Genomic DNA, 18,904 nt, shown 5'->3' with positions numbered 1-18,904 from the left:
TTGGGGGCCTTTGGTGGCGGCCCCCGGATCTCACGACCACAAAAACAATTCAAGGACGTGACATGCAACCTGCACAAGGTCTAAAGCGCGGGCTGACTGCCCGCCACATTCGTTTCATGGCCCTCGGCTCGGCTATCGGTACCGGCCTGTTCTATGGCTCGGCCTCGGCCATCCAGATGGCCGGCCCGGCGGTATTGCTGGCTTACCTGATTGGCGGCGCAGCGGTATTCATGGTCATGCGGGCATTGGGCGAGATGGCCGTACACAACCCCGTGGCCGGCTCGTTCGGTCACTATGCCAGCACCTACCTGGGCCCCATGGCCGGCTTCATCCTCGGCTGGACCTACGCGTTCGAGATGGTCATCGTCGCCATTGCCGACGTGACGGCGTTCGGTATCTACATGGGCTTCTGGTTCCCGGAGGTCGCCCGCTGGACATGGGTGCTGGGCATCGTCTTGTTCATCGGCGCGCTCAACCTGTGCAACGTCAAAGTGTTCGGCGAGCTGGAATTCTGGCTGTCCTTGCTCAAGGTGGGGGCGATCGTGGCCATGATCCTGGCGGGCCTGGGCATCATGGCGTTCGGCTTCAGCCAGGTGGGCAGCGGGCAGGCCGTGGGCCTGGGCAACCTGTTCGACCATGGTGGTTTCATGCCTAACGGTGTCGCCGGGCTGATCGCCTCGTTCGCAGTGGTGATGTTCGCCTTCGGCGGCATCGAGATCATCGGGGTGACCGCAGGCGAGGCCAAGGATCCGCAACGGGTGATTCCCAAGGCGATCAACGCCGTGCCCCTGCGCATCCTGCTGTTCTATGTACTCACCCTGTTCGTGTTGATGTGCCTGTACCCCTGGCCGCAGATTGGCAGCCAGGGCAGCCCTTTCGTGCAGATCTTCAGCAACCTGGGGATCGGCTCTGCGGCTGCGGTGCTGAACGTGGTGGTGATCTCCGCGGCCGTTTCGGCCATCAACAGCGATATCTTCGGTGCGGGCCGCATGATGTATGGTCTGGCCCAGCAGGGGCATGCCCCCAAGGGCTTCAGCCGGCTGTCCAGGCATGGCGTGCCGTGGATGACGGTACTGGTCATGGGGGCAGCGCTGCTGGTTGGCGTACTGCTCAATTACCTGATCCCCGAAAACGTGTTTCTGCTGATCGCCTCGATCGCCACCTTCGCCACCGTCTGGGTCTGGCTGATGATCCTCATCACTCAAGTGGCGATGCGGCGCAGCATGAGCCGTGAGCAGATGGCCGAGCTCAAGTTCCCGGTACCGTTCTGGCCCTGGGGGCCGGCGTTGGCCATTGCCTTCATGGTCTTTGTCTTCGGTGTGCTTGGCTATTTCCCCGACACCCAGGCGGCGTTGCTGGTCGGCATGGTCTGGCTGGTCTTTCTGGTGGCGTCCTACCTGCTGTGGTGCAAGCCGCGGACAGGGCAGGGCGCGCCAGTGGCCGAAGCCGCCGAGCTGCATCGCTAGCAAAGGAGAACCTGCATGAAAACCCTCTGGCAGCACTGCCATGTGGCAACCATGGCCGAAGGCCGTTATTCGATCATCGAAGACGCCGCCATCGTGACCGGTGGTGGGCGAATCCTGTGGATCGGCCCACGTGCCGACTGGGCAGTCGAAGGCACCGAGCAGACGGTGGACCTGGGTGGCGCCTGGGTAACCCCCGGGCTGATCGATTGCCACACGCACGCGGTATTCGGCGGCAACCGCAGCGGCGAGTTCGAACAGCGGCTGCAAGGTGTGAGCTATGCCGAGATCGCCGCGCAGGGCGGGGGTATTGCCAGTACCGTGAGGGCCACCCGCGCCGCCAGTGAAGACATGCTGTTCGCCAACGCCCAGCAGCGCGTCCAGGCGTTGATGCGCGATGGCGTGACCACCCTGGAGATCAAGTCCGGTTACGGCCTGGACCTGGCCAACGAGCGCAAGATGCTGCGTGTAGCCCGACGTCTGGGTGACGAGCTGGGTATCACGGTTCGGGCCACGTGTCTGGCAGCCCACGCCTTGCCACCGGAATACACCGAACGCAGCGACGAGTACATTGCCCACATCTGCAATGACATGCTGCCGGCATTGGCAGCAGAAGGGCTGGTGGATGCGGTGGATGCCTTCTGCGAACACCTGGCCTTCTCACCCGCACAGGTTGAACGCTTGTTCATCAAGGCGCAGCAATTGGGTTTGCCGGTCAAGCTGCACGCGGAACAATTGTCCTCCTTGCACGGCTCCAGCCTGGCTGCCCGCTACCAGGCACTGTCGGCCGATCACCTGGAATTCATGACCGAAGAAGACGCCATGGCCATGGCAGCGGCTGGCACCGTGGCCGTCTTGCTGCCCGGCGCGTTCTACTTTCTGCGCGAAACCCAGCTTCCGCCAATGGACGCCCTGCGCCGGCACGGCGTGAAAATCGCCCTGGCCAGCGACCTGAACCCGGGCACTTCGCCGGGCCTGTCGCTGCGGCTAATGCTAAACATGGGCTGCACCCTGATGCGCATGACGCCTGAAGAGGCCCTTGCCGGTGTCACCACCCATGCGGCGCACGCGCTGGGCATGGGAAGCAGCCATGGCACCCTTGAAGCGGGCAAGGCCGCGGACTTCGTTGCCTGGCAAATAGAACGCCCTGCCGACCTGGCCTATTGGCTTGGCGGCGACCTGCCCAAGCGCGTGGTGCGCGGCGGCCATGAACGTGATATCTGAGCGAGGCGAGATGGACAAGGTACTGAGCTTTCACCAGGGTCAATTGCCGCTGTTGATCAGCATTCCCCATGCGGGCCTGAAGCTTACCCCGGCAGTGGCCGATGGCCTGGTCGACCAGGCGCGCAGCCTGCCCGACACAGACTGGCACATTCCCCGTCTGTACGAATTCGCCCAGGCGCTGGGCGCCAGCGTACTGACGGCCGAGTATTCGCGTTTCGTCATCGACCTCAACCGCCCGGAGGACGACAAGCCGCTGTATGCAGGGGCCACCACCGGGCTCTATCCGGACACCCTCTTTGAGGGTGAACCTTTGTTCAAGGAAGGGCTGGCGCCAAGCCCGGCAGAGCGCAAGCACTACCTTGAGCACATCTGGCACCCTTATCACAGGGCAATCAGGCATGAGCTGACACGCTTGCGTGAGACGTTTGGCTATGCCTTGCTGTGGGACGCCCACTCCATCCGCTCGCACATTCCTCGGCTGTTCGACGGCAAGCTGCCGGACTTCAACCTCGGGACCTTCAACGATGCGAGTTGCGACCCGAGCCTGGCCCAGCGGCTGACGCACGTCTGCCAACAGGTGCAAGGTTACGATCATGTGCTCAATGGGCGCTTCAAGGGCGGGCACATCACCCGTCACTACGGCAACCCAGCCGCTCACGTTCACGCCGTCCAACTGGAGCTTACGCAAAGCACCTACATGCAAGAGCGTGAACCTTTTACCTACCGTGAAGACTTGGCACGCCCAACCCAGGCGGTGCTCAAGCAGCTGCTGGAGGCGCTGCTGGCATGGGGCCAGGCGCATTATCGCAACTGAAGCCAGTCGGCCAGGCAGCGCGCGGTGTGCGCGCCGCCTGCTCAATCGTCAGCCTTTGGCGACTTCCTTGAGCGTGAGCTCGCGCAGCAGTGCCTGCTCCTCGAGCTCCCGGTCCACTTGCAAGCCTTGTTGCAAGATCACCTCTTCCTGCAGCGGATGGCTGGTATTGGCCAGTTCCATTACCCGCTGGCGGTACCGGTTCTCAATTTCCTCGAACCGCTCGGCGTATTCACCGCGAAGGCGCTGGGTCCAGTCCTGGTTGGACAGCAGGTAATCGATGAAGGCTTCGCTGTGTTCGCGCTTGCGCACGTGTTCGAGGACGCTCGAAAGCTCATCGGCTGCCAGGTTGGCAGCACTTCGGAAACGCATACGGTCGGCGATGGGCAGCTCGAGTTCCTTGGCCAGCTCCCGGCGGTAGGCCAGGCGTACCGAAACCAGATCCCCCGGTATCGCGCGGTGCTGGGCAAGGCGTTCGAGTTCCTCTACCCGGAACAGCTGCAACAGCCTTTGACGCATCTGCTGCAGGCTGTCCCCCGCATCGATCACGACGCGTTGATGCATCAGGTACAACTCGATGTTGTTGAACGCTTGAAGCGCGCCGTCATGGCAGGTTTGTGCGCCAGTCTCGTCGGGCAGTGCCTCTGCAGCGATGCTTTCCAGCAATGGCCGCTCAGCTGGGTTGCTGACCGCTGCGACCAGCACCAGTCGCACCCGTTCGCAGAACGTGCCTCGCGTGGCGGGCTCCACATAAGGCGCTGCGTTTTGCAAACGGCCCGCCAGGCGCAGCAAGTCACTGCCTGCAAGCGCGTCCCAGCATGCCTGCAAGGATTCATTTTGCAGTGCATTTCCCAGCATCCATGATTCCATCCGCGGGGTATCGTCACCAGACACCGGGAAATGCGGGTGGTCCAGGGAGCCATCGCTGGAACCGTCGGTGAGCAGTAGATCGTTGGGAATGTCCAGTGCGAAGGAGAAGCTGTGGTGGCTGTCCGAAAACGTACGGACCCGCTGGATGGTTGCCGCTGGCAGCGGGTTGTCGAGCAAGGACACGGAAGAAATCGGAATGGCGTTATCCAGATTCGACAGGATATGGTCTGGCAGTTCGGTGATGTTGTTCGAGCTGAGGTCCAGTAATTCAAGCGGCAGCAACTGATCGCACCAGCTTGGCCAGCCTTGCAGGTCCATGTTGCTCAGCACCAGGGACTGCAGATTCGCCGCGAGGTGAGCAGGAACGTGGTTGATGGTGCCCACCCGGTTGCCCGACAGGTCCAGTGAGGTGAGGTGGGGCAGGCGACCAAAGATCTCGAACATGGGTTGGTCGATTTCCAGGTTCATGTTGCGCAGTTCCAGGTACTCCAGCGCTGGCAAGCGCAGCAAGGCGGTAGGCAGTGTCGGTTGCGGCGCTTGATGACCGTCTATGGTCAAGCGCGTGATACCTGGAAAGCGACTGAGCAACTCATCGAGCTGCGCAGTCGTGCCCCGCAGGCGAGTCAAGGCCAGGGCGCGAACACGCTCGCCAAAGAATGGCGGCAGGCGCCTGGGGAAGTGCTCAATCGACACGTCTTCCAGTTGCAGCCTGAGGTATCGATGGCCCTGTTCCTGATGCGTCCAGAAATCGTTGATCGCCGTTTCAATGCGCTGACGCTCGGCCAGGGCGGTTTGTGTCAAAGGGTTGCTGGAACTCGATGCCTGCGCCCAGCCTTCGAGCGCTTCTCGTACCTGCGAGCGCTCGTTGCGCAGGCGCGTGATTCCCTCGATAAGCGACGGCGGTTGGTCCACGCGGATGCCGGAAGTGTCCAGCTGCTCGTTCATGAGCAAACGCTGCACGTGAATCTCGTTGATGGGGTTGCCTTCAAGGTTGATGACCGGCGGCAGGCTAAGTGATTCGGCTTCGTGCAGCAGAAACGATGGCAGCGTGAGCAGGTTATTGTCGCGCAGGGACAGCTCACCGATGCGGCTCAAGGCGTCGCTGCCGATGCCCATTGGCCATTGCGACAGTTGCATGCGGTCGAGCCCGAGGTAATCGAGTGTGAGCGCGTGGAAGCTGGGCCGGTTACTCTGCGCCAGGCGGTTTCCGGACAGGTCCAGATGACGCAGTTGGTCGGCGCCGGTCAGCATGTCCAGGTCACTGGAGGACAAGGCAATGTTCTGGTTGGTCAGTACCAAGCGCTGCAACTGTGGCAGATTCTCCAGAATGGTGGGTATGCTGAATATGAATGCCGAGGGTGTCGCCCGGGGTGTGTAGGGACGGTCAATTTCCAATGCCTCGAGTTGCGGCATCTGACGGAGCAGGCGTTGCAGCAAACGCTCGTTCTGCGCCCAGCTGGCCATCGCGCCTGAGGGCAGGTCAAACAAGATCAGGCTGCGCACTCGCTGGTAGAAGAACTCGGGTAAATTCAGCGGAATATCAGCCAGAGAGACCTGTGCCAGGCGTAACACGGACGTGCTCCGGTCGCTTTCGTCCAACGCCGAGTCATACCAGAACTGCACGATAGCCTCGCGCAACGCGTCGTAGTTGCGTGCTGCCTCGTCAGTCGGCGGCGAGATGGCCTCGCTCCAGTCATCGAGCCTGCTTTGCAGTTCGGTGCGCTGCTCGGCCAAGCGTTGCAGGTGCTCGAAAATCTGCAGGCGGGTGCGGCCGCCACTGGCCAGCGTATTGATCACTTGATCGGCAGAACGGCCGGTACGCTGCGCCAACTCCAGTGCCTCGACCGCTGCAATGAGCTGCGAGTGAGAGACCGCATGGGCTTGCGGGCCACCGCCGCTCAGCGGATACCCCAGGCGACCATCGGCAAGGCGCATGGGTGAGCGATAGCCGGGGCGCACCGGCCGCATGCCCAGAACCTTGCGCAAGGCTGGCCGAGGCAGCAGCGGGCTTTCCTGCATCAGGTGCTGCAGGGCCGGCGCGTCAGCCGCGCCGAGTAGTGCCATGACCTCTGGCAGCGCCGCGTGCAGCGCGATAAAGAGGTCCGGATGTGCCGTTACCAGCCGAGATGGCTCGGCTTGATCCTGGACGATGTACCCTGCACGGGCATGGATGATGGTCACGCGGGGGCTGCCTTGCTCGGGGCCGACTGCCTCGGCTTGAGTGGGCCAGGACCCACCCCTTACGATTTGTAGTCTGGTTTCGGCAGGCCATCCGCTGAGTGTTGGCAGGGTATGCAGCACCAGTCGATCGCTGTCCCAGCCCTGAGCCCCTACCAGGAACAACCCCTCGTAAGCCCGCGCCAGACGGACCTGTTGCAGATAAACACGAATTTCCTCACTCAGCCGCAGCGGCACCCTACCGCTTGCCAGCACGCCTCGTTCGTTGGCATTGGCGCTGCTTACCAGCTCGTCGGCAATGGCGGCTGGAAGACCGGGGTATGCACGCATGATCGGTTCGGCATCGGGCAGTTGGGCCGATGTCATGCGGCTGTAGGCTCTGGAAAATTCGGTTGATCGGTCTGCCGTGGTGGGCAACTGGCTTATCGACTGGTCGAGCTTGAACCGCTGCAGCGTGTCTTGTAGCAACGCAGGCAACCGCTCGTTCTCCACCAGCGCCCTGCGCACGGCATCTTCGTCCGTGTCACTGATCTGTAGCGTTCGTCGCAGCGTCGGCTCATCGAAGTCGGCACTCAGGTGCCCCATTCTTTGCAACAGTGTCGAACCTGTCCAGGTAGCTGGGCGGTCCGTGACCAGTATCCACGCGCCAGCGCCGTTGTGGCGCAGCGGGGGCTGATAGCGATGCTCGCCCCGTGGGTGTTGCAGCCGGTACTGGCCAGTGTCAGCGTCTGGCACGACCTGATACTGGCGGCTCTGCAGTACCAGCCGTTGCCGCCCCTCATGCAGCAGGAGGCCATGCTCATCCGGTGCCAATGCTTGCGGCAGTGGGTCATGAACTTGATAGGGCCTCAGGTCCGGTTTCCACAGACTTACCTGTCCATCAGGCATGTCCACGTCTTCCAGCTCTTCGATGAATGACGGGGTCTCTACGGGAATACGCGCCTCACCCAGTTCGTCGTCGGGTTCTTCGACGATGGGTTCGTCGCCCCCGGAGACTTCCGGAGCGCCTTTGAGCACATGGCCAGCAGCTGCCAGCGCAGCCATGACCGCTACGTTCTCGACGACATCGACCAGATAGTCGTACGCCGTGTCGCGCTCGTCTGCCTCCCAGGCATCGATGCCCTCATACACTTCATGGGCCAGCTGGACGATGCCCACCAGGAGCATGGCCTCACCGAGGCCAGGCACGAAGAAGCCGGCGATGTTCAGTGCCAGTAATGCGCGCCCGGCAATGAGTTCGCGGTGAGCCTGGGCTGTACGCCGGTCGACGATCTCGGTCGGGACGGCGTGAAAGAGCACGTCTTGCTCATGACGTTCCACTTTGCGAAAAGCCATGAGCCCCTCAAACGCGTGATTGAAAGGCGTTTGAACGGGGTAGAGCCTGGCATGTGGATCGAGTACGGGTTCGTGCAAACCGCGGGTACTCCAGCCCAGCGGCATCAGACGCGCTTGCAGGCGCTGTCGAACCATCGCCTTGTCGCGCTCGGGCACATGCTTGTCCAGGTAGCCCATGTCGGCCTGGAGCCGATCCCGCAGCGCGTCATGCATGGCCTGCGTATCGGTGAACTCCTTGAGAGGTGTTTGCTCGTCGTCGGGCATGTACAGCGCAACGCGGCTATCGGCACCCGATTGCCTCTCGATCACCACTACCCCCGTCAGTACGCAGCCCCAGAGTTGCAGCTCGCTGAGCCTGATCCCTGACGCGTGAGGGTCCAGCTTTTGATCAAGCGGCACTGCCAGCGCGGCGGTGTAGAACGTCTCGCTGATATCGCCCTTCAAGCGAGCGTAATGCAGGGACTGCCGCCAGGCCGACCCCTCTGCCCGCCCCAGTGTTTGATACACCTCCAAGGCCACCTCGTCGGCACTGCGGTCGGCCGTTGCGGCCGGGTAATAGATCGCGTGGATCAGGTCGTGATATTTCCTACCAATGTCTAGCGTTCGACACAGGTCGGCGAAGGCCTCTGCCGGTATATCCAGCGCATTGGTGATGGGCACGGTGCCCATGAAGCGTCGGTGGTCGAGAATCACCGATTTTTTCAGGAGCCCGTCGGGCGCATCCATGCCCCCTTCAACGGCGGCCGATGCCTCGAAATTATGCAGGGCTGCCTGAAGCAGTGAGCGGGTCGCCCGCTCCACGGCCTGCCGCCCGTCCAGGGCGTTGTGCTCCTCGATCAGGCGTGCGTCCACCAGGTAGCTCTGGTCGACATCGACCTGAAGACCAAAGCGTTCAGCGATGGCTTCGGTCAACGCCTTTCTGGCATAGCTCTCCAGATCTGCAACCTGCTCGAACAGCGCCGCGACCTGCGCTTGATGCTGACGGTGCTGAGCGTGTTCCATGCTCCAGGCACGCGCGATGGCCGGTTGCTCTGTAATCGCTGACGCCAGCCAGGCAGGTGCCTGCCGCCAGTTGCGCAAGGCTTGATGCGTCTGGGCCGGGCTCTTTTTCAGCCACTGGGGGAGGCGCTTGGCGATGGTGGAGTAATGGACACCTTGTAAGGGTAGGGTATCGCTGGTCGGGGTGGGCATTTCGTAGTCCTCTGCACGATGGGGTGAAGGACTCTGTAGGGCCGGGGACGGAGAAGGGAGGTAGATATGTCTGCCTGGCAACTGTATCGGGGCAGGCATGGAGTTGATGTACAAGCATGCTCTGCGCTCAATTCAGGTTTATGATGGCTCACGGCCGAACAACCTTCACACGGAGTGCGCAATGCAGACCCTCTACCCGCAGATCAAACCCTACGCCCGGCACGATCTGGCCGTGGAAGCGCCACACGTGCTGTATGTCGATGAAAGCGGCTCACCCGAAGGTTTGCCGGTGCTCTTCATTCATGGCGGCCCGGGTGCAGGCTGCGATGCCCAGAGCCGGTGCTATTTCGATCCCACCCTGTACCGCATCATCACCTTCGACCAGCGCGGCTGTGGCCGCTCCACCCCCCATGCCAGCCTGGAAAACAACACCACCTGGCACTTGGTGGAGGACATGGAGCGCATCCGTGAACACCTGGGTATCGACAAGTGGGTACTGTTCGGCGGTTCATGGGGCTCCACGCTCGCGCTGGCCTACGCCCAGAACCACCCTGAACGCGTGCATGGCCTGATACTGCGCGGGATCTTCCTGTGCAGGCCTCAGGAGATACAGTGGTTCTACCAGGAAGGTGCCAGCCGCCTGTTCCCGGACTACTGGCAGGACTACATTGCGCCCATTCCACCGGAGGAGCGCGGCGATTTGGTCAGCGCGTTCCACAAGCGCCTGACCGGTTCTGACCAGATTGCCCAGATGCACGCGGCCAAGGCATGGTCCACCTGGGAGGGCCGTACGGCCACGCTGCGGCCCAACCCCCTGGTGGTGGATCGCTTCTCCGAACCGCAACGGGCCTTGTCCATCGCCCGCATCGAATGCCACTACTTCATGAACAACGCCTTCCTCGAGCCGAACCAGCTGGTGCGCGACCTGCCCAGGATCGCCCACCTGCCGGCGGTGATCGTGCACGGGCGTTACGATGTGATCTGCCCACTGGACAACGCTTGGGAGCTGCACCAGGCGTGGCCGAACAGTGAATTGAAGGTGATTCGCGATGCCGGCCATGCCGCCTCCGAGCCGGGCATTACCGATGCCCTGGTACGCGCAGCCGACCAGATGGCCAGGCGCCTGCTCGACTTGCCCCTGGAAGAAGCATGAAGGGCCTGTTGCAACGGGTGCGCAACGCGCGGGTGGAAGTGCAGGGCCAGGTCATTGGCGCTGTCGAGCAAGGCCTGCTGGTACTGGTGGCCGTGGAGCCGGACGACACCCGCGAGCATGCCGACAAGCTGCTGCACAAGTTGTTGAACTACCGCGTGTTCAGCGATGAGCAGGGCAAGATGAACCTGTCGTTGAAAGAGGTGGGTGGCGGTCTGCTGCTGGTCTCGCAATTCACACTGGCGGCCGACACCCGCAACGGCATGCGACCCAGCTTTTCCACGGCGGCACCCCCGGCCCTGGGGGCCGAGCTGTTCGACTACCTGGTGACGCAAGCCAGAGGCCGCCATGCCGACGTTGCTACCGGTCAATTCGGTGCCGATATGCAGGTGCACCTGGTCAATGATGGCCCTGTAACACTACTGTTACAAATTTAAGGTTAAAAAAGCCGCTTTCCTGAATGAATAAGCGGTTCTATACCATAAATAGTTGTTGCAGCCTGATGCGTTGTCACGCGACCTGCTGGATAATCGCGCGCTGCATGAGGCCTGCGTTCGCAGGCCCGTTTCACTCTGACTCGAGCAATGTCCGTAGCCGTTTGGGGAATCATTACGCCCTTACGGGGTCCGAACAGTGCTCGCCAACCCGGCATTTGTCGCTGGCCGTTGGTTTCATGATCTGTTTTCGGCGAGGGTTGCTCGTGATTGTTAGTCCCCAAAAAGCATCAAGAATCCCCGGCGTCAGGCTACGCAAGGCGCTGATGGCCAGCATGGCAATCGTTGGCCTGATGAGCGCGGGCCAGCTGTGGGCATTCAATCTTGACGATGTTGCCGCCAAGGCAAAGGATCTGGCCGGCCAGAAGTATGAAGCGCCCAAAAGCAACCTGCCGGCCGTGTTCCGCGACATGAAGTTCGCGGACTACCAGAAGATCCATTTCCTGCAGGAAAAGGCCGAGTGGGCCAACGACAAGACGCCGTTCAAGCTGTCGTTCTACCACCAGGGCATGCATTTCGATACGCCGGTGAAAATCAACGAAGTCACCGCCACCAAGGTCCAGGAAATCAAGTACGACCCGAGCCGCTTCGAGTTCGGCGACGTGCCGCATGATGCCGATGCCACCAAGAACCTGGGCTACGCGGGCTTCCGCGTGCTGTACCCGATCAACAAGGCCGACAAGCAGGACGAAATCATGACCCTGCTTGGCGCCAGCTATTTCCGCGTCGTTGGCAAGGGCCATGTCTATGGCCTGTCGGCCCGTGGCTTGGCCATCGACACGGCGCTGCCCTCGGGCGAAGAATTCCCACGGTTCACCGAGTTCTGGGTCGAGAAGCCGCAGCCGGCCGACAAGCACCTGGTGATCTACGCGCTGCTGGACTCGCCGCGCTCAACCGGTGCCTACAAGCTCACCCTGCGTCCTGGCAACGACACCGTCGTTGACGTGCAGTCGCGCGTGTACCTGCGCGATCACGTCAGCCGCCTGGGCGTAGCGCCGTTGACCAGCATGTATCTGTTCGGCCCGAACCAGCCGTCCAAAGTCCTCAACTACCGCCCAGCGCTGCACGATTCCGAAGGCTTGTCCATTCATGCCGGCAACGGCGAGTGGCTGTGGCGCCCGCTGAACAACCCCAAGCACCTGTCGGTCAGCAACTTCAGCGTCGAGAACCCGCGCGGGTTTGGTCTGATGCAGCGCCAGCGCGCCTTCAGCGACTATGAAGACCTGGACGATAACTACCAGAAGCGTCCAAGTGCCTGGATCGAACCCAAAGGCGACTGGGGCAAGGGTACCGTCGACCTGGTGGAAATCCCGACGGCCGACGAAACCAACGACAACATCGTTGCCTTCTGGAGCCCGGAAAAGCTGCCCGAGCCTGGCGAAGCGGCCGAGTTCGCCTACCGCCTGCACTGGACCATCGACGAGCCCAAGTTCCAGGCGCCTGAGTTGGGCTGGGTCAAGCAGACCCTGCGCTCCACCGGTGACGTCAAGCAGTCCAACCTGATCCGCCAGCCTGATGGCAGCGTGGCGTTCTTGGTCGACTTCGCAGGCCCGGCCCTGGCCGCCTTGCCTGAAAACACCCCGGTGCGCAGCCAGATCAGCGTGGGCGACAACGGTGAGGTGGTCGAGAACAACCTGCGCTACAACCCTGAAACCAAGGGCTGGCGCCTGACCCTGCGCCTGAAGGTCAAGGAAGCCAACAAGTCGACTGAAATGCGTGCAGCGCTGGTACGTGATGTGCCGGTAGAGGCTCCGGCGCCTGCCAAGGACGCCAAGCAGGACAAGGCGTCTGCCAAGCATGCCAAGGCCGAGAAGACCGTCAAGGCCGAACAACCTGCCGCCGACGCGGCGCCCACTGCCGGGGCTGCGGCCACCACCGAAAAGGTGCTGACCGAAACCTGGACCTATCAGTTGCCTGCCGATGAGTAATCCGAGCCCAAGGCCGGTATCGCTTGGCGAATACCTGGCCCACCTTCCACTGAGCGATGAGCAGCGCGCGGAACTTGCCACGTGCACATCGTTCAGCGAACTGCACCAGCGCCTGGCGGCCACCTCGCCCGCCAGCCCAGCCGAGGCCGTGCAGGCCTCGGTGGGCTCGCGCCTGACGGTCGGCACCGCGGGCGAACTGGAAGAGGCCGAAATGCTCGGTGTGGACGGTAACGGGCGCCTGTGCCTGAAGATCGCGCCGCCCATCACACGTACCAAGGTCGTGCCCGAACCATGGCGTACCAACCTGCTGGTGCGGGTATGGCGGCGCCTGACCGGGCGTACCAACGTACCGCAGCCACCCAAGCGTGAGTTGCCGGCGGCCCGCTGGCGCACTGTCGGTTCGATCCGCCGATACATCCTGTTGGCACTGATGATCGGGCAGACCTTGGTCGCTGGCTGGTACATGAAGAGCATCCTGCCCTACCAGGGCTGGTCGTTTGTCGATCTGGACGAAATCTTCGCCCAGCCGATCTGGGATACGGTGGTGCAGGTATGGCCGTACGCCTTGCAGACGTCCATCCTGATTCTCTTCGGGATTCTGTTCTGCTGGGTGTCGGCCGGCTTCTGGACAGCCCTGATGGGCTTCCTCGAGCTGCTGACCGGGCGCGACAAGTACAAGATTTCCGGCAGCAGTGCCGGCAACGAACCCATCGCGCCAGACGCACGGACCGCGCTGGTCATGCCGATCTGCAACGAAGACGTGCCGCGGGTGTTCGCAGGCCTGCGTGCAACGTTCGAGTCGGTGGCAGCCAGCGGTAACCTGGACCGCTTCGACTTCTTTGTGCTCAGCGACACCAACGACACCGACATTGCCGTTGCCGAGCAACAGGCATGGCTGGACGTGTGCCGTGAAACCAAGGGGTTCGGCCGTATCTTCTACCGCCGTCGCCGGCGTCGGGTGAAGCGCAAGAGCGGTAACCTCGACGACTTCTGCCGCCGCTGGGGCAGCGAGTACAAGTACATGGTGGTGCTGGACGCCGACAGCGTCATGAGCGGCGAATGCCTGAGCAGCCTGGTGCGCCTGATGGAGGCCAACCCTGATGCCGGCATCATCCAGACCGGGCCCAAGGCGTCGGGCATGGATACCTTGTATGCACGCATGCAGCAGTTCGCCACGCGCGTATACGGCCCATTGTTCACGGCCGGCCTGCATTTCTGGCAGCTGGGCGAGTCGCACTACTGGGGGCACAATGCGATCATCCGCATGAAGCCGTTCATCGAACACTGCGCATTGGCGCCATTGCCAGGCAAGGGTGCGTTCGCTGGGGCCATTCTCTCCCACGATTTCGTCGAAGCCGCGCTCATGCGCCGTGCCGGTTGGGGGGTATGGATCGCCTATGACTTGCCGGGCAGCTATGAAGAACTGCCGCCCAACCTGCTCGACGAACTCAAGCGCGACCGTCGCTGGTGCCATGGCAACCTGATGAACTTCCGGCTGTTCCTGGTCAAGGGCATGCACCCGGTGCACCGTGCCGTGTTCCTGACGGGTGTCATGTCTTACCTGTCTGCGCCGTTGTGGTTCCTGTTCCTGGTGCTGTCGACCGCGTTGCTGGCGACCAACACCTTGATGGAGCCCCAGTACTTCATCGAGCCGTACCAGCTGTACCCGCTGTGGCCTCAATGGCATCCGGAAAAAGCCGTGGCGTTGTTCTCCACCACCATCGTGCTGCTGTTCCTGCCCAAACTGCTCAGCGTCATCCTGATCTGGGCCAAGGGCGCGGTGGAGTACGGTGGGCGGATCAAGGTCACCTTGTCGATGCTCATGGAAATGCTGTTCTCCATGTTGCTGGCTCCGGTGCGCATGATCTTCCACACCCGCTTCGTGCTGGCCGCATTCCTGGGCTGGGCCGCCACCTGGAACTCCCCTCAGCGCGACGATGACTCCACGCCCTGGAGCGAGGCGGTCAAGCGCCATGGTCCGCAAACCTTGCTGGGCGTGGCATGGGCAGGCCTGGTAGCCTGGCTGAACCCCAGCTTCCTGTGGTGGCTGACGCCGATCGTGGGCTCGTTGATGCTGTCCATCCCGGTCTCGGTCATTTCCAGCCGTACCCGCCTGGGTCTGGCCGCCAAGGACGAGAAGCTGTTCCTGATTCCTGAGGAATACGCCACGCCGCAGGAGCTGCTGGCCACGGACCAGTACACCCACGAGAACCGCTGGCACGCCCTGCGCGACGGTTTTGTGCGCGCTGTGGTGGACCCGCGGCAGAATGCCCTGGCGTGCGCCATGGCCACTGCCCGGCACGGTCAGGCAGCACCCATCGAGGCCATGCGGGCCGAACGTATCGCCAAAGCCCTGGAAGTCGGCCCCCATGGGCTCGACCTCGGCACGCGCCTGGCATTGCTGAGCGATCCCGTTGCGCTGACCCGCCTGCACGACCAGGTATGGTCGCAGCAGCACGCGGCATGGATCGATGCCTGGCGCGCTTCGATCAAGAGCGACCCGCATTCGCCGTTGTTGCCGCTGCATCCTGAACAGGAAGGCCAACCGGCGCTCGCAGGCTCTTGACCTGCGCCATACGCGGGCCAGCCCGTTCTGACCTGCCCTGCAGCCGAGGGTTGCAGGGTCAGGCCGGAGCGGGTTGGCCCGCGACGCTTTCGCCCTTCGGGCCGATTTAGGTCAACAAAGTCCCCCCCGATGCTATATCGCCAGCGCGCCATGCGTTAGCATCCCTCTCCGATAGCTCACGGCGGCCCGCAAGGCCGTACCGATAAGAAAACGCGCTACTTCTACTTTCAGGGGACTTGGTGATGTTCAAGAAATACCTTTCGCGGCTGCTGGTGGGCATGACCGCTCTGGTAGCGGTGTCCGCTGCCCAGGCCGGGGCCATCGACGAGGCCGTCAAGCGTGGCACGCTGCGTGTGGGCATGGACCCGACCTACATGCCGTTCCAGATGACCAACAAGCGTGGCGAGATCATCGGCTTCGAGGTCGACATCCTCAAGGCCATGGCCAAGTCGATGGGCGTGAAGTTCGAAGCGGTATCCACCGCTTATGACGGCATCATTCCCGCCCTGCTGACCGACAAGTTCGACATGATCGGCAGCGGCATGACCCTGACCCAGGAGCGCAACCTGCGCCTGAACTTCAGCGAACCCTTCATCGTCGTGGGCCAGACCCTGCTGATCCGCAAGGACCTGGCCGGCGAGATCAAGTCGTACAAGGACCTGAACAACGAGAAGTATCGCCTGACCTCCAAGCTGGGGACCACCGGCGAGATGGTGTCCAAGAAGCTGATCGGCAAAGCCAAGTACCACGGCTATGACAATGAGCAGGAAGCGGTCATGGATGTGGTCAACGGCAAGGCGGACGCCTTCGTCTATGACGCGCCCTACAACGTAGTGGCCGTTGAGAAGGCCGGTGCTGGCAAGCTGCTGTTCCTTGAGGAACCCTTCACCTACGAGCCGCTGGCCTTCGGCCTGAAGAAAGGCGACTACGACAGCATCAACTTCATCAACAACTTCCTGCACCAGATCAAGCATGACGGGACCTACGATCGTATTCACGACAAGTGGTTCAAGAACAAGGACTGGCTCAAGGACATGGAATAAAAGGCAACTTCAGGCCGCAAGCTGCAGGCCGCAGCCAGTGACCGACCTTATGGGGTCGGCCATAGGCTGCGGCTTGTGGCTTGCGGCCTGCCGTTTTCCGGAGTATCCAACGTGATCAAACACAAGAAGGCCCAGTGGCCCTGGCATGGGCTGACTGCACTGGTCCTGGTAGGCCTGGCCGTTAGCCTGTACATGGCCACCTCGATGATTTCCTACGAGTGGCGCTGGAACCGCGTCCCTCAGTATTTCGCCTACCAGGCCGAGGACGTACAGCGCGCGACCGACTATGGCACCGTGCAGGAAGTCGTCATCACAGGGGATGAAGCCCGCGTCACCTTGAAGGATGAAAGCGGGGCGCTTCAGGTCCTGGACGTGGCCAAGGACAGCCTGCAACTGAGCCGCGGCGACGATGTGGCCGAAGGGGACCAGATTGGGGTAACCCGGCACTGGGCCGCAGGTCCACTGGCCTGGGGGTTGTGGACCACACTGTGGATTTCGGTGGTTTCCGGTGCGCTGGGGCTGCTGATCGGGCTGGTTGCCGGCCTGTGCCGGTTGTCGACCAACCCGACGCTGCATGACTTGTCGACCGTCTATGTCGAGCTGGTGCGCGGCACGCCGTTGCTGGTTCAGATCTTCATCTTCTACTTCTTCATCGGCACGGTCCTGAACCTGTCGCGGGAGTTTGCCGGTGTAGCCGCCCTGGCGCTGTTCACAGGTGCCTATGTGGCGGAAATCGTGCGTGCCGGCGTGCAGTCCATCGCCAAGGGGCAGAACGAAGCTGCGCGCTCGCTGGGCCTCAATGCCGGGCAGTCGATGCGTCATGTGATACTGCCCCAGGCGTTCAAGCGTGTACTGCCGCCGTTGGCTGGTCAGTTCATCAGCCTGGTCAAGGACACCTCGCTGGTGTCGGTGATCGCCATTACCGAACTGACGAAAAGCGGACGGGAAGCCATCACCACGTCGTTCTCGACCTTCGAGATCTGGTTCTGCGTGGCAGGCTTGTACCTGCTGATCAACCTGCCGCTGTCGCACATTGCCAGCCGGCTCGAGCGGAGGCTTGCGCAAAGTGATTGAAGTCCGTGACCTGCTCAAGGTATTCGACACCCGTGGCCATGTGGTGCGGGCGGTCGACAACGTCACCACGCACGTGGCAAAAGGCGAAGTAGTCGTGGTCCTCGGCCCTTCGGGCTCGGGCAAGTCGACCTTCCTGCGTTGCCTCAACGGCCTGGAGCACTTCGACGAGGGCCATGTGGCCATCGCCGGCCTGGATCTGGCGCACCCCAAGACCGACATCAACGCCTACCGCCGTGAAGTCGGCATGGTGTTCCAGCATTTCAACCTGTTCCCGCACATGACCGTGCTGGAAAACCTGTGCCTGGCGCAGAAGGTGGTGCGCAAGCGCAGCAAGGCCGATCGCGAAGCCAAGGCCCGGGCTTTGTTGCAGAAGGTGGGGATCGCGGAGAAAGCCAACGAGTATCCGTCGCGGTTGTCGGGCGGTCAGCAGCAACGGGTCGCGATTGCCCGCGCGTTGGCCATGGACCCGAAAGTGATGCTGTTCGACGAGCCCACCTCGGCGCTGGACCCAGAAATGGTAGGGGAAGTGCTGGATGTGATGAAGACCCTGGCCCTTGAGGGCATGACCATGGTCTGCGTCACCCATGAAATGGGCTTTGCCCGCGAAGTGGCTGATCGAGTGTTGTTCTTCGACCATGGCAAGCTGCTGGAAGATGCCTCGCCGAACACGTTCTTCGATGCACCGAAGGACCCGCGCGCGCAGGCGTTCCTGCGCCAGGTGCTGTAGCCGCTGAGGGGGCGCTCTGCACCCCATTCGCGGAACAAGGTCGCTTGTGTCTTGTAGAGGATTAGAATCTGGAGTGAGAGCGGTGAATGGCAAGCTGAATGCCGCAGGTGCCTTGAGCACGAGTAGGAGCACAAGCTGCCATTCACCGTTCCACTTTGGCGAGAGCCCGAACAGTTGGACGCGGCTCTGATCTCGAATCACAAGCGTGGGCCAAGTCAAAGTCCTCTCACAGTGTTGAGTCTAGGAGATTTAGGCGATGGTTTCCTACCTGGGTATCGATGTTTCCAGTCTTTCCCTTGATGCTGCGGTGCGGCCCCAAGGCATCAGACTTCATGTGAGCAATGATCCGGCGGGATTCGAAGCGCTGCTCGATGCCCTTGGCGGTCTCAGCATAAAGCGTAGCAAGCGCTCTATCTCAGGCGGGCGGTTTGAGGCCAGGCGATCGTTGTGTATGTCATGCCTTGTGGCGATAAAGTACAACCCATCGCTCAAGGCTCGTTATGGGGCACTGCGCGGACGAGGGAAAGTTACCAAGGTCGCCATCGTAGCCTGTATGCGGGTATTCCTCGTACGTCTCAATGCCATGCTAAGCACGGGGAGCCCTGGCTTGATCTGGTCTTGCCACAGCCCAAGCGGACCTAGATCAGGAGGCCGACGTAAGTCATACAGGAGCGGGCTTGCTCACCAATCCAATACCGCGCTGGACGGCAAGGGCTTCGCCCGTGCCCGCGCGACAAGCCTGCCCCCTAGGGGGCAGGCTAGATTTTAAAAAATTAAGCAAGACAGTTGCTCCTACAACGGACCGTGTATCTCTGAGCGGCCTTGTCCCGCGGTGCGGCGCGTTAATTTC

Annotated in this window: 11 protein-coding genes; 10 read left to right on the top strand and 1 reads right to left on the bottom strand. The window is 62.0% G+C overall.

The window, feature by feature from the left end; genetic code table 11:
• Positions 1-62 precede the first annotated feature (62 nt).
• The 3 genes from ACK59L_RS16200 to hutG are packed head-to-tail and all read left to right on the top strand — an operon-like array spanning position 63 to position 3,501.
• Entirely contained in the window at positions 63-1,466 is a 1,404-nt protein-coding gene (locus ACK59L_RS16200; RefSeq protein WP_058639863.1) for an amino acid permease, read from the top strand.
• 15 nt (positions 1,467-1,481) lie between these two features.
• Positions 1,482-2,687, top strand: a complete 1,206-nt coding sequence (gene hutI / locus ACK59L_RS16195; protein ID WP_409274715.1) for an imidazolonepropionase — start codon at positions 1,482-1,484, stop codon at positions 2,685-2,687.
• A gap of 10 nt (positions 2,688-2,697) precedes the next feature.
• Positions 2,698-3,501, top strand: a complete 804-nt coding sequence (hutG, locus tag ACK59L_RS16190; protein WP_409274732.1) for an N-formylglutamate deformylase — start codon at positions 2,698-2,700, stop codon at positions 3,499-3,501.
• 48 nt (positions 3,502-3,549) lie between these two features.
• Here the strand turns inward: hutG and ACK59L_RS16185 are convergent, their stop codons facing one another.
• A complete protein-coding gene (locus tag ACK59L_RS16185) occupies positions 3,550-9,072 on the bottom strand; it encodes a dermonecrotic toxin domain-containing protein (protein WP_409274713.1) in 5,523 nt (1,840 codons plus the stop codon).
• Positions 9,073-9,253: 181 nt separating this feature from the next.
• On the opposite strand from ACK59L_RS16185, the gene pip reads away from it, so the two are divergent.
• The 7 genes from pip to ACK59L_RS16150 all read left to right on the top strand — a co-directional run bounded on the left by pip (position 9,254) and on the right by ACK59L_RS16150 (position 18,054).
• Complete coding sequence (pip, locus tag ACK59L_RS16180; RefSeq protein ID WP_409274711.1) at positions 9,254-10,225, top strand: prolyl aminopeptidase; 972 nt, start codon at positions 9,254-9,256, stop codon at positions 10,223-10,225.
• On the top strand, positions 10,222-10,659 hold the full coding sequence (dtd, locus tag ACK59L_RS16175) for a D-aminoacyl-tRNA deacylase (protein WP_058604273.1): 438 nt from the start codon (positions 10,222-10,224) through the stop codon (positions 10,657-10,659). The genes pip and dtd overlap by 4 nt, the downstream gene beginning before the upstream one ends.
• A gap of 263 nt (positions 10,660-10,922) precedes the next feature.
• Positions 10,923-12,644, top strand: coding sequence for a glucan biosynthesis protein G (locus ACK59L_RS16170; protein ID WP_409274709.1), 1,722 nt, complete (start codon positions 10,923-10,925; stop codon positions 12,642-12,644).
• A complete protein-coding gene (gene mdoH / locus ACK59L_RS16165; RefSeq protein ID WP_409274707.1) occupies positions 12,637-15,210 on the top strand; it encodes a glucans biosynthesis glucosyltransferase MdoH in 2,574 nt (857 codons plus the stop codon). The genes ACK59L_RS16170 and mdoH overlap by 8 nt, the downstream gene beginning before the upstream one ends.
• Before the next feature lie 242 nt (positions 15,211-15,452).
• Positions 15,453-16,253 (top strand): transporter substrate-binding domain-containing protein, encoded by an 801-nt coding sequence (locus ACK59L_RS16160; protein WP_023533017.1) that lies wholly within the window; start codon positions 15,453-15,455, stop codon positions 16,251-16,253.
• A 111-nt stretch (positions 16,254-16,364) separates the two neighbouring features.
• Positions 16,365-17,327, top strand: coding sequence for an amino acid ABC transporter permease (locus ACK59L_RS16155; RefSeq protein WP_144964722.1), 963 nt, complete (start codon positions 16,365-16,367; stop codon positions 17,325-17,327).
• The gene (locus ACK59L_RS16150; RefSeq protein ID WP_196135572.1) at positions 17,320-18,054 is read left to right on the top strand and encodes an amino acid ABC transporter ATP-binding protein; all 735 of its coding nucleotides are present in this window, start codon (positions 17,320-17,322) and stop codon (positions 18,052-18,054) included. The genes ACK59L_RS16155 and ACK59L_RS16150 overlap by 8 nt, the downstream gene beginning before the upstream one ends.
• Positions 18,055-18,904 lie beyond the last annotated feature (850 nt).

Origin of the sequence: Pseudomonas sp. KCJK9111 (assembly GCF_046231935.1) — a bacterium.
In the GTDB taxonomy this organism is placed as follows: domain Bacteria; phylum Pseudomonadota; class Gammaproteobacteria; order Pseudomonadales; family Pseudomonadaceae; genus Aquipseudomonas; species Aquipseudomonas parafulva_B.
The sequence above is the reverse complement of the archived record's forward strand: the minus strand, read 5'-3'. Positions and strand labels throughout refer to the sequence as shown.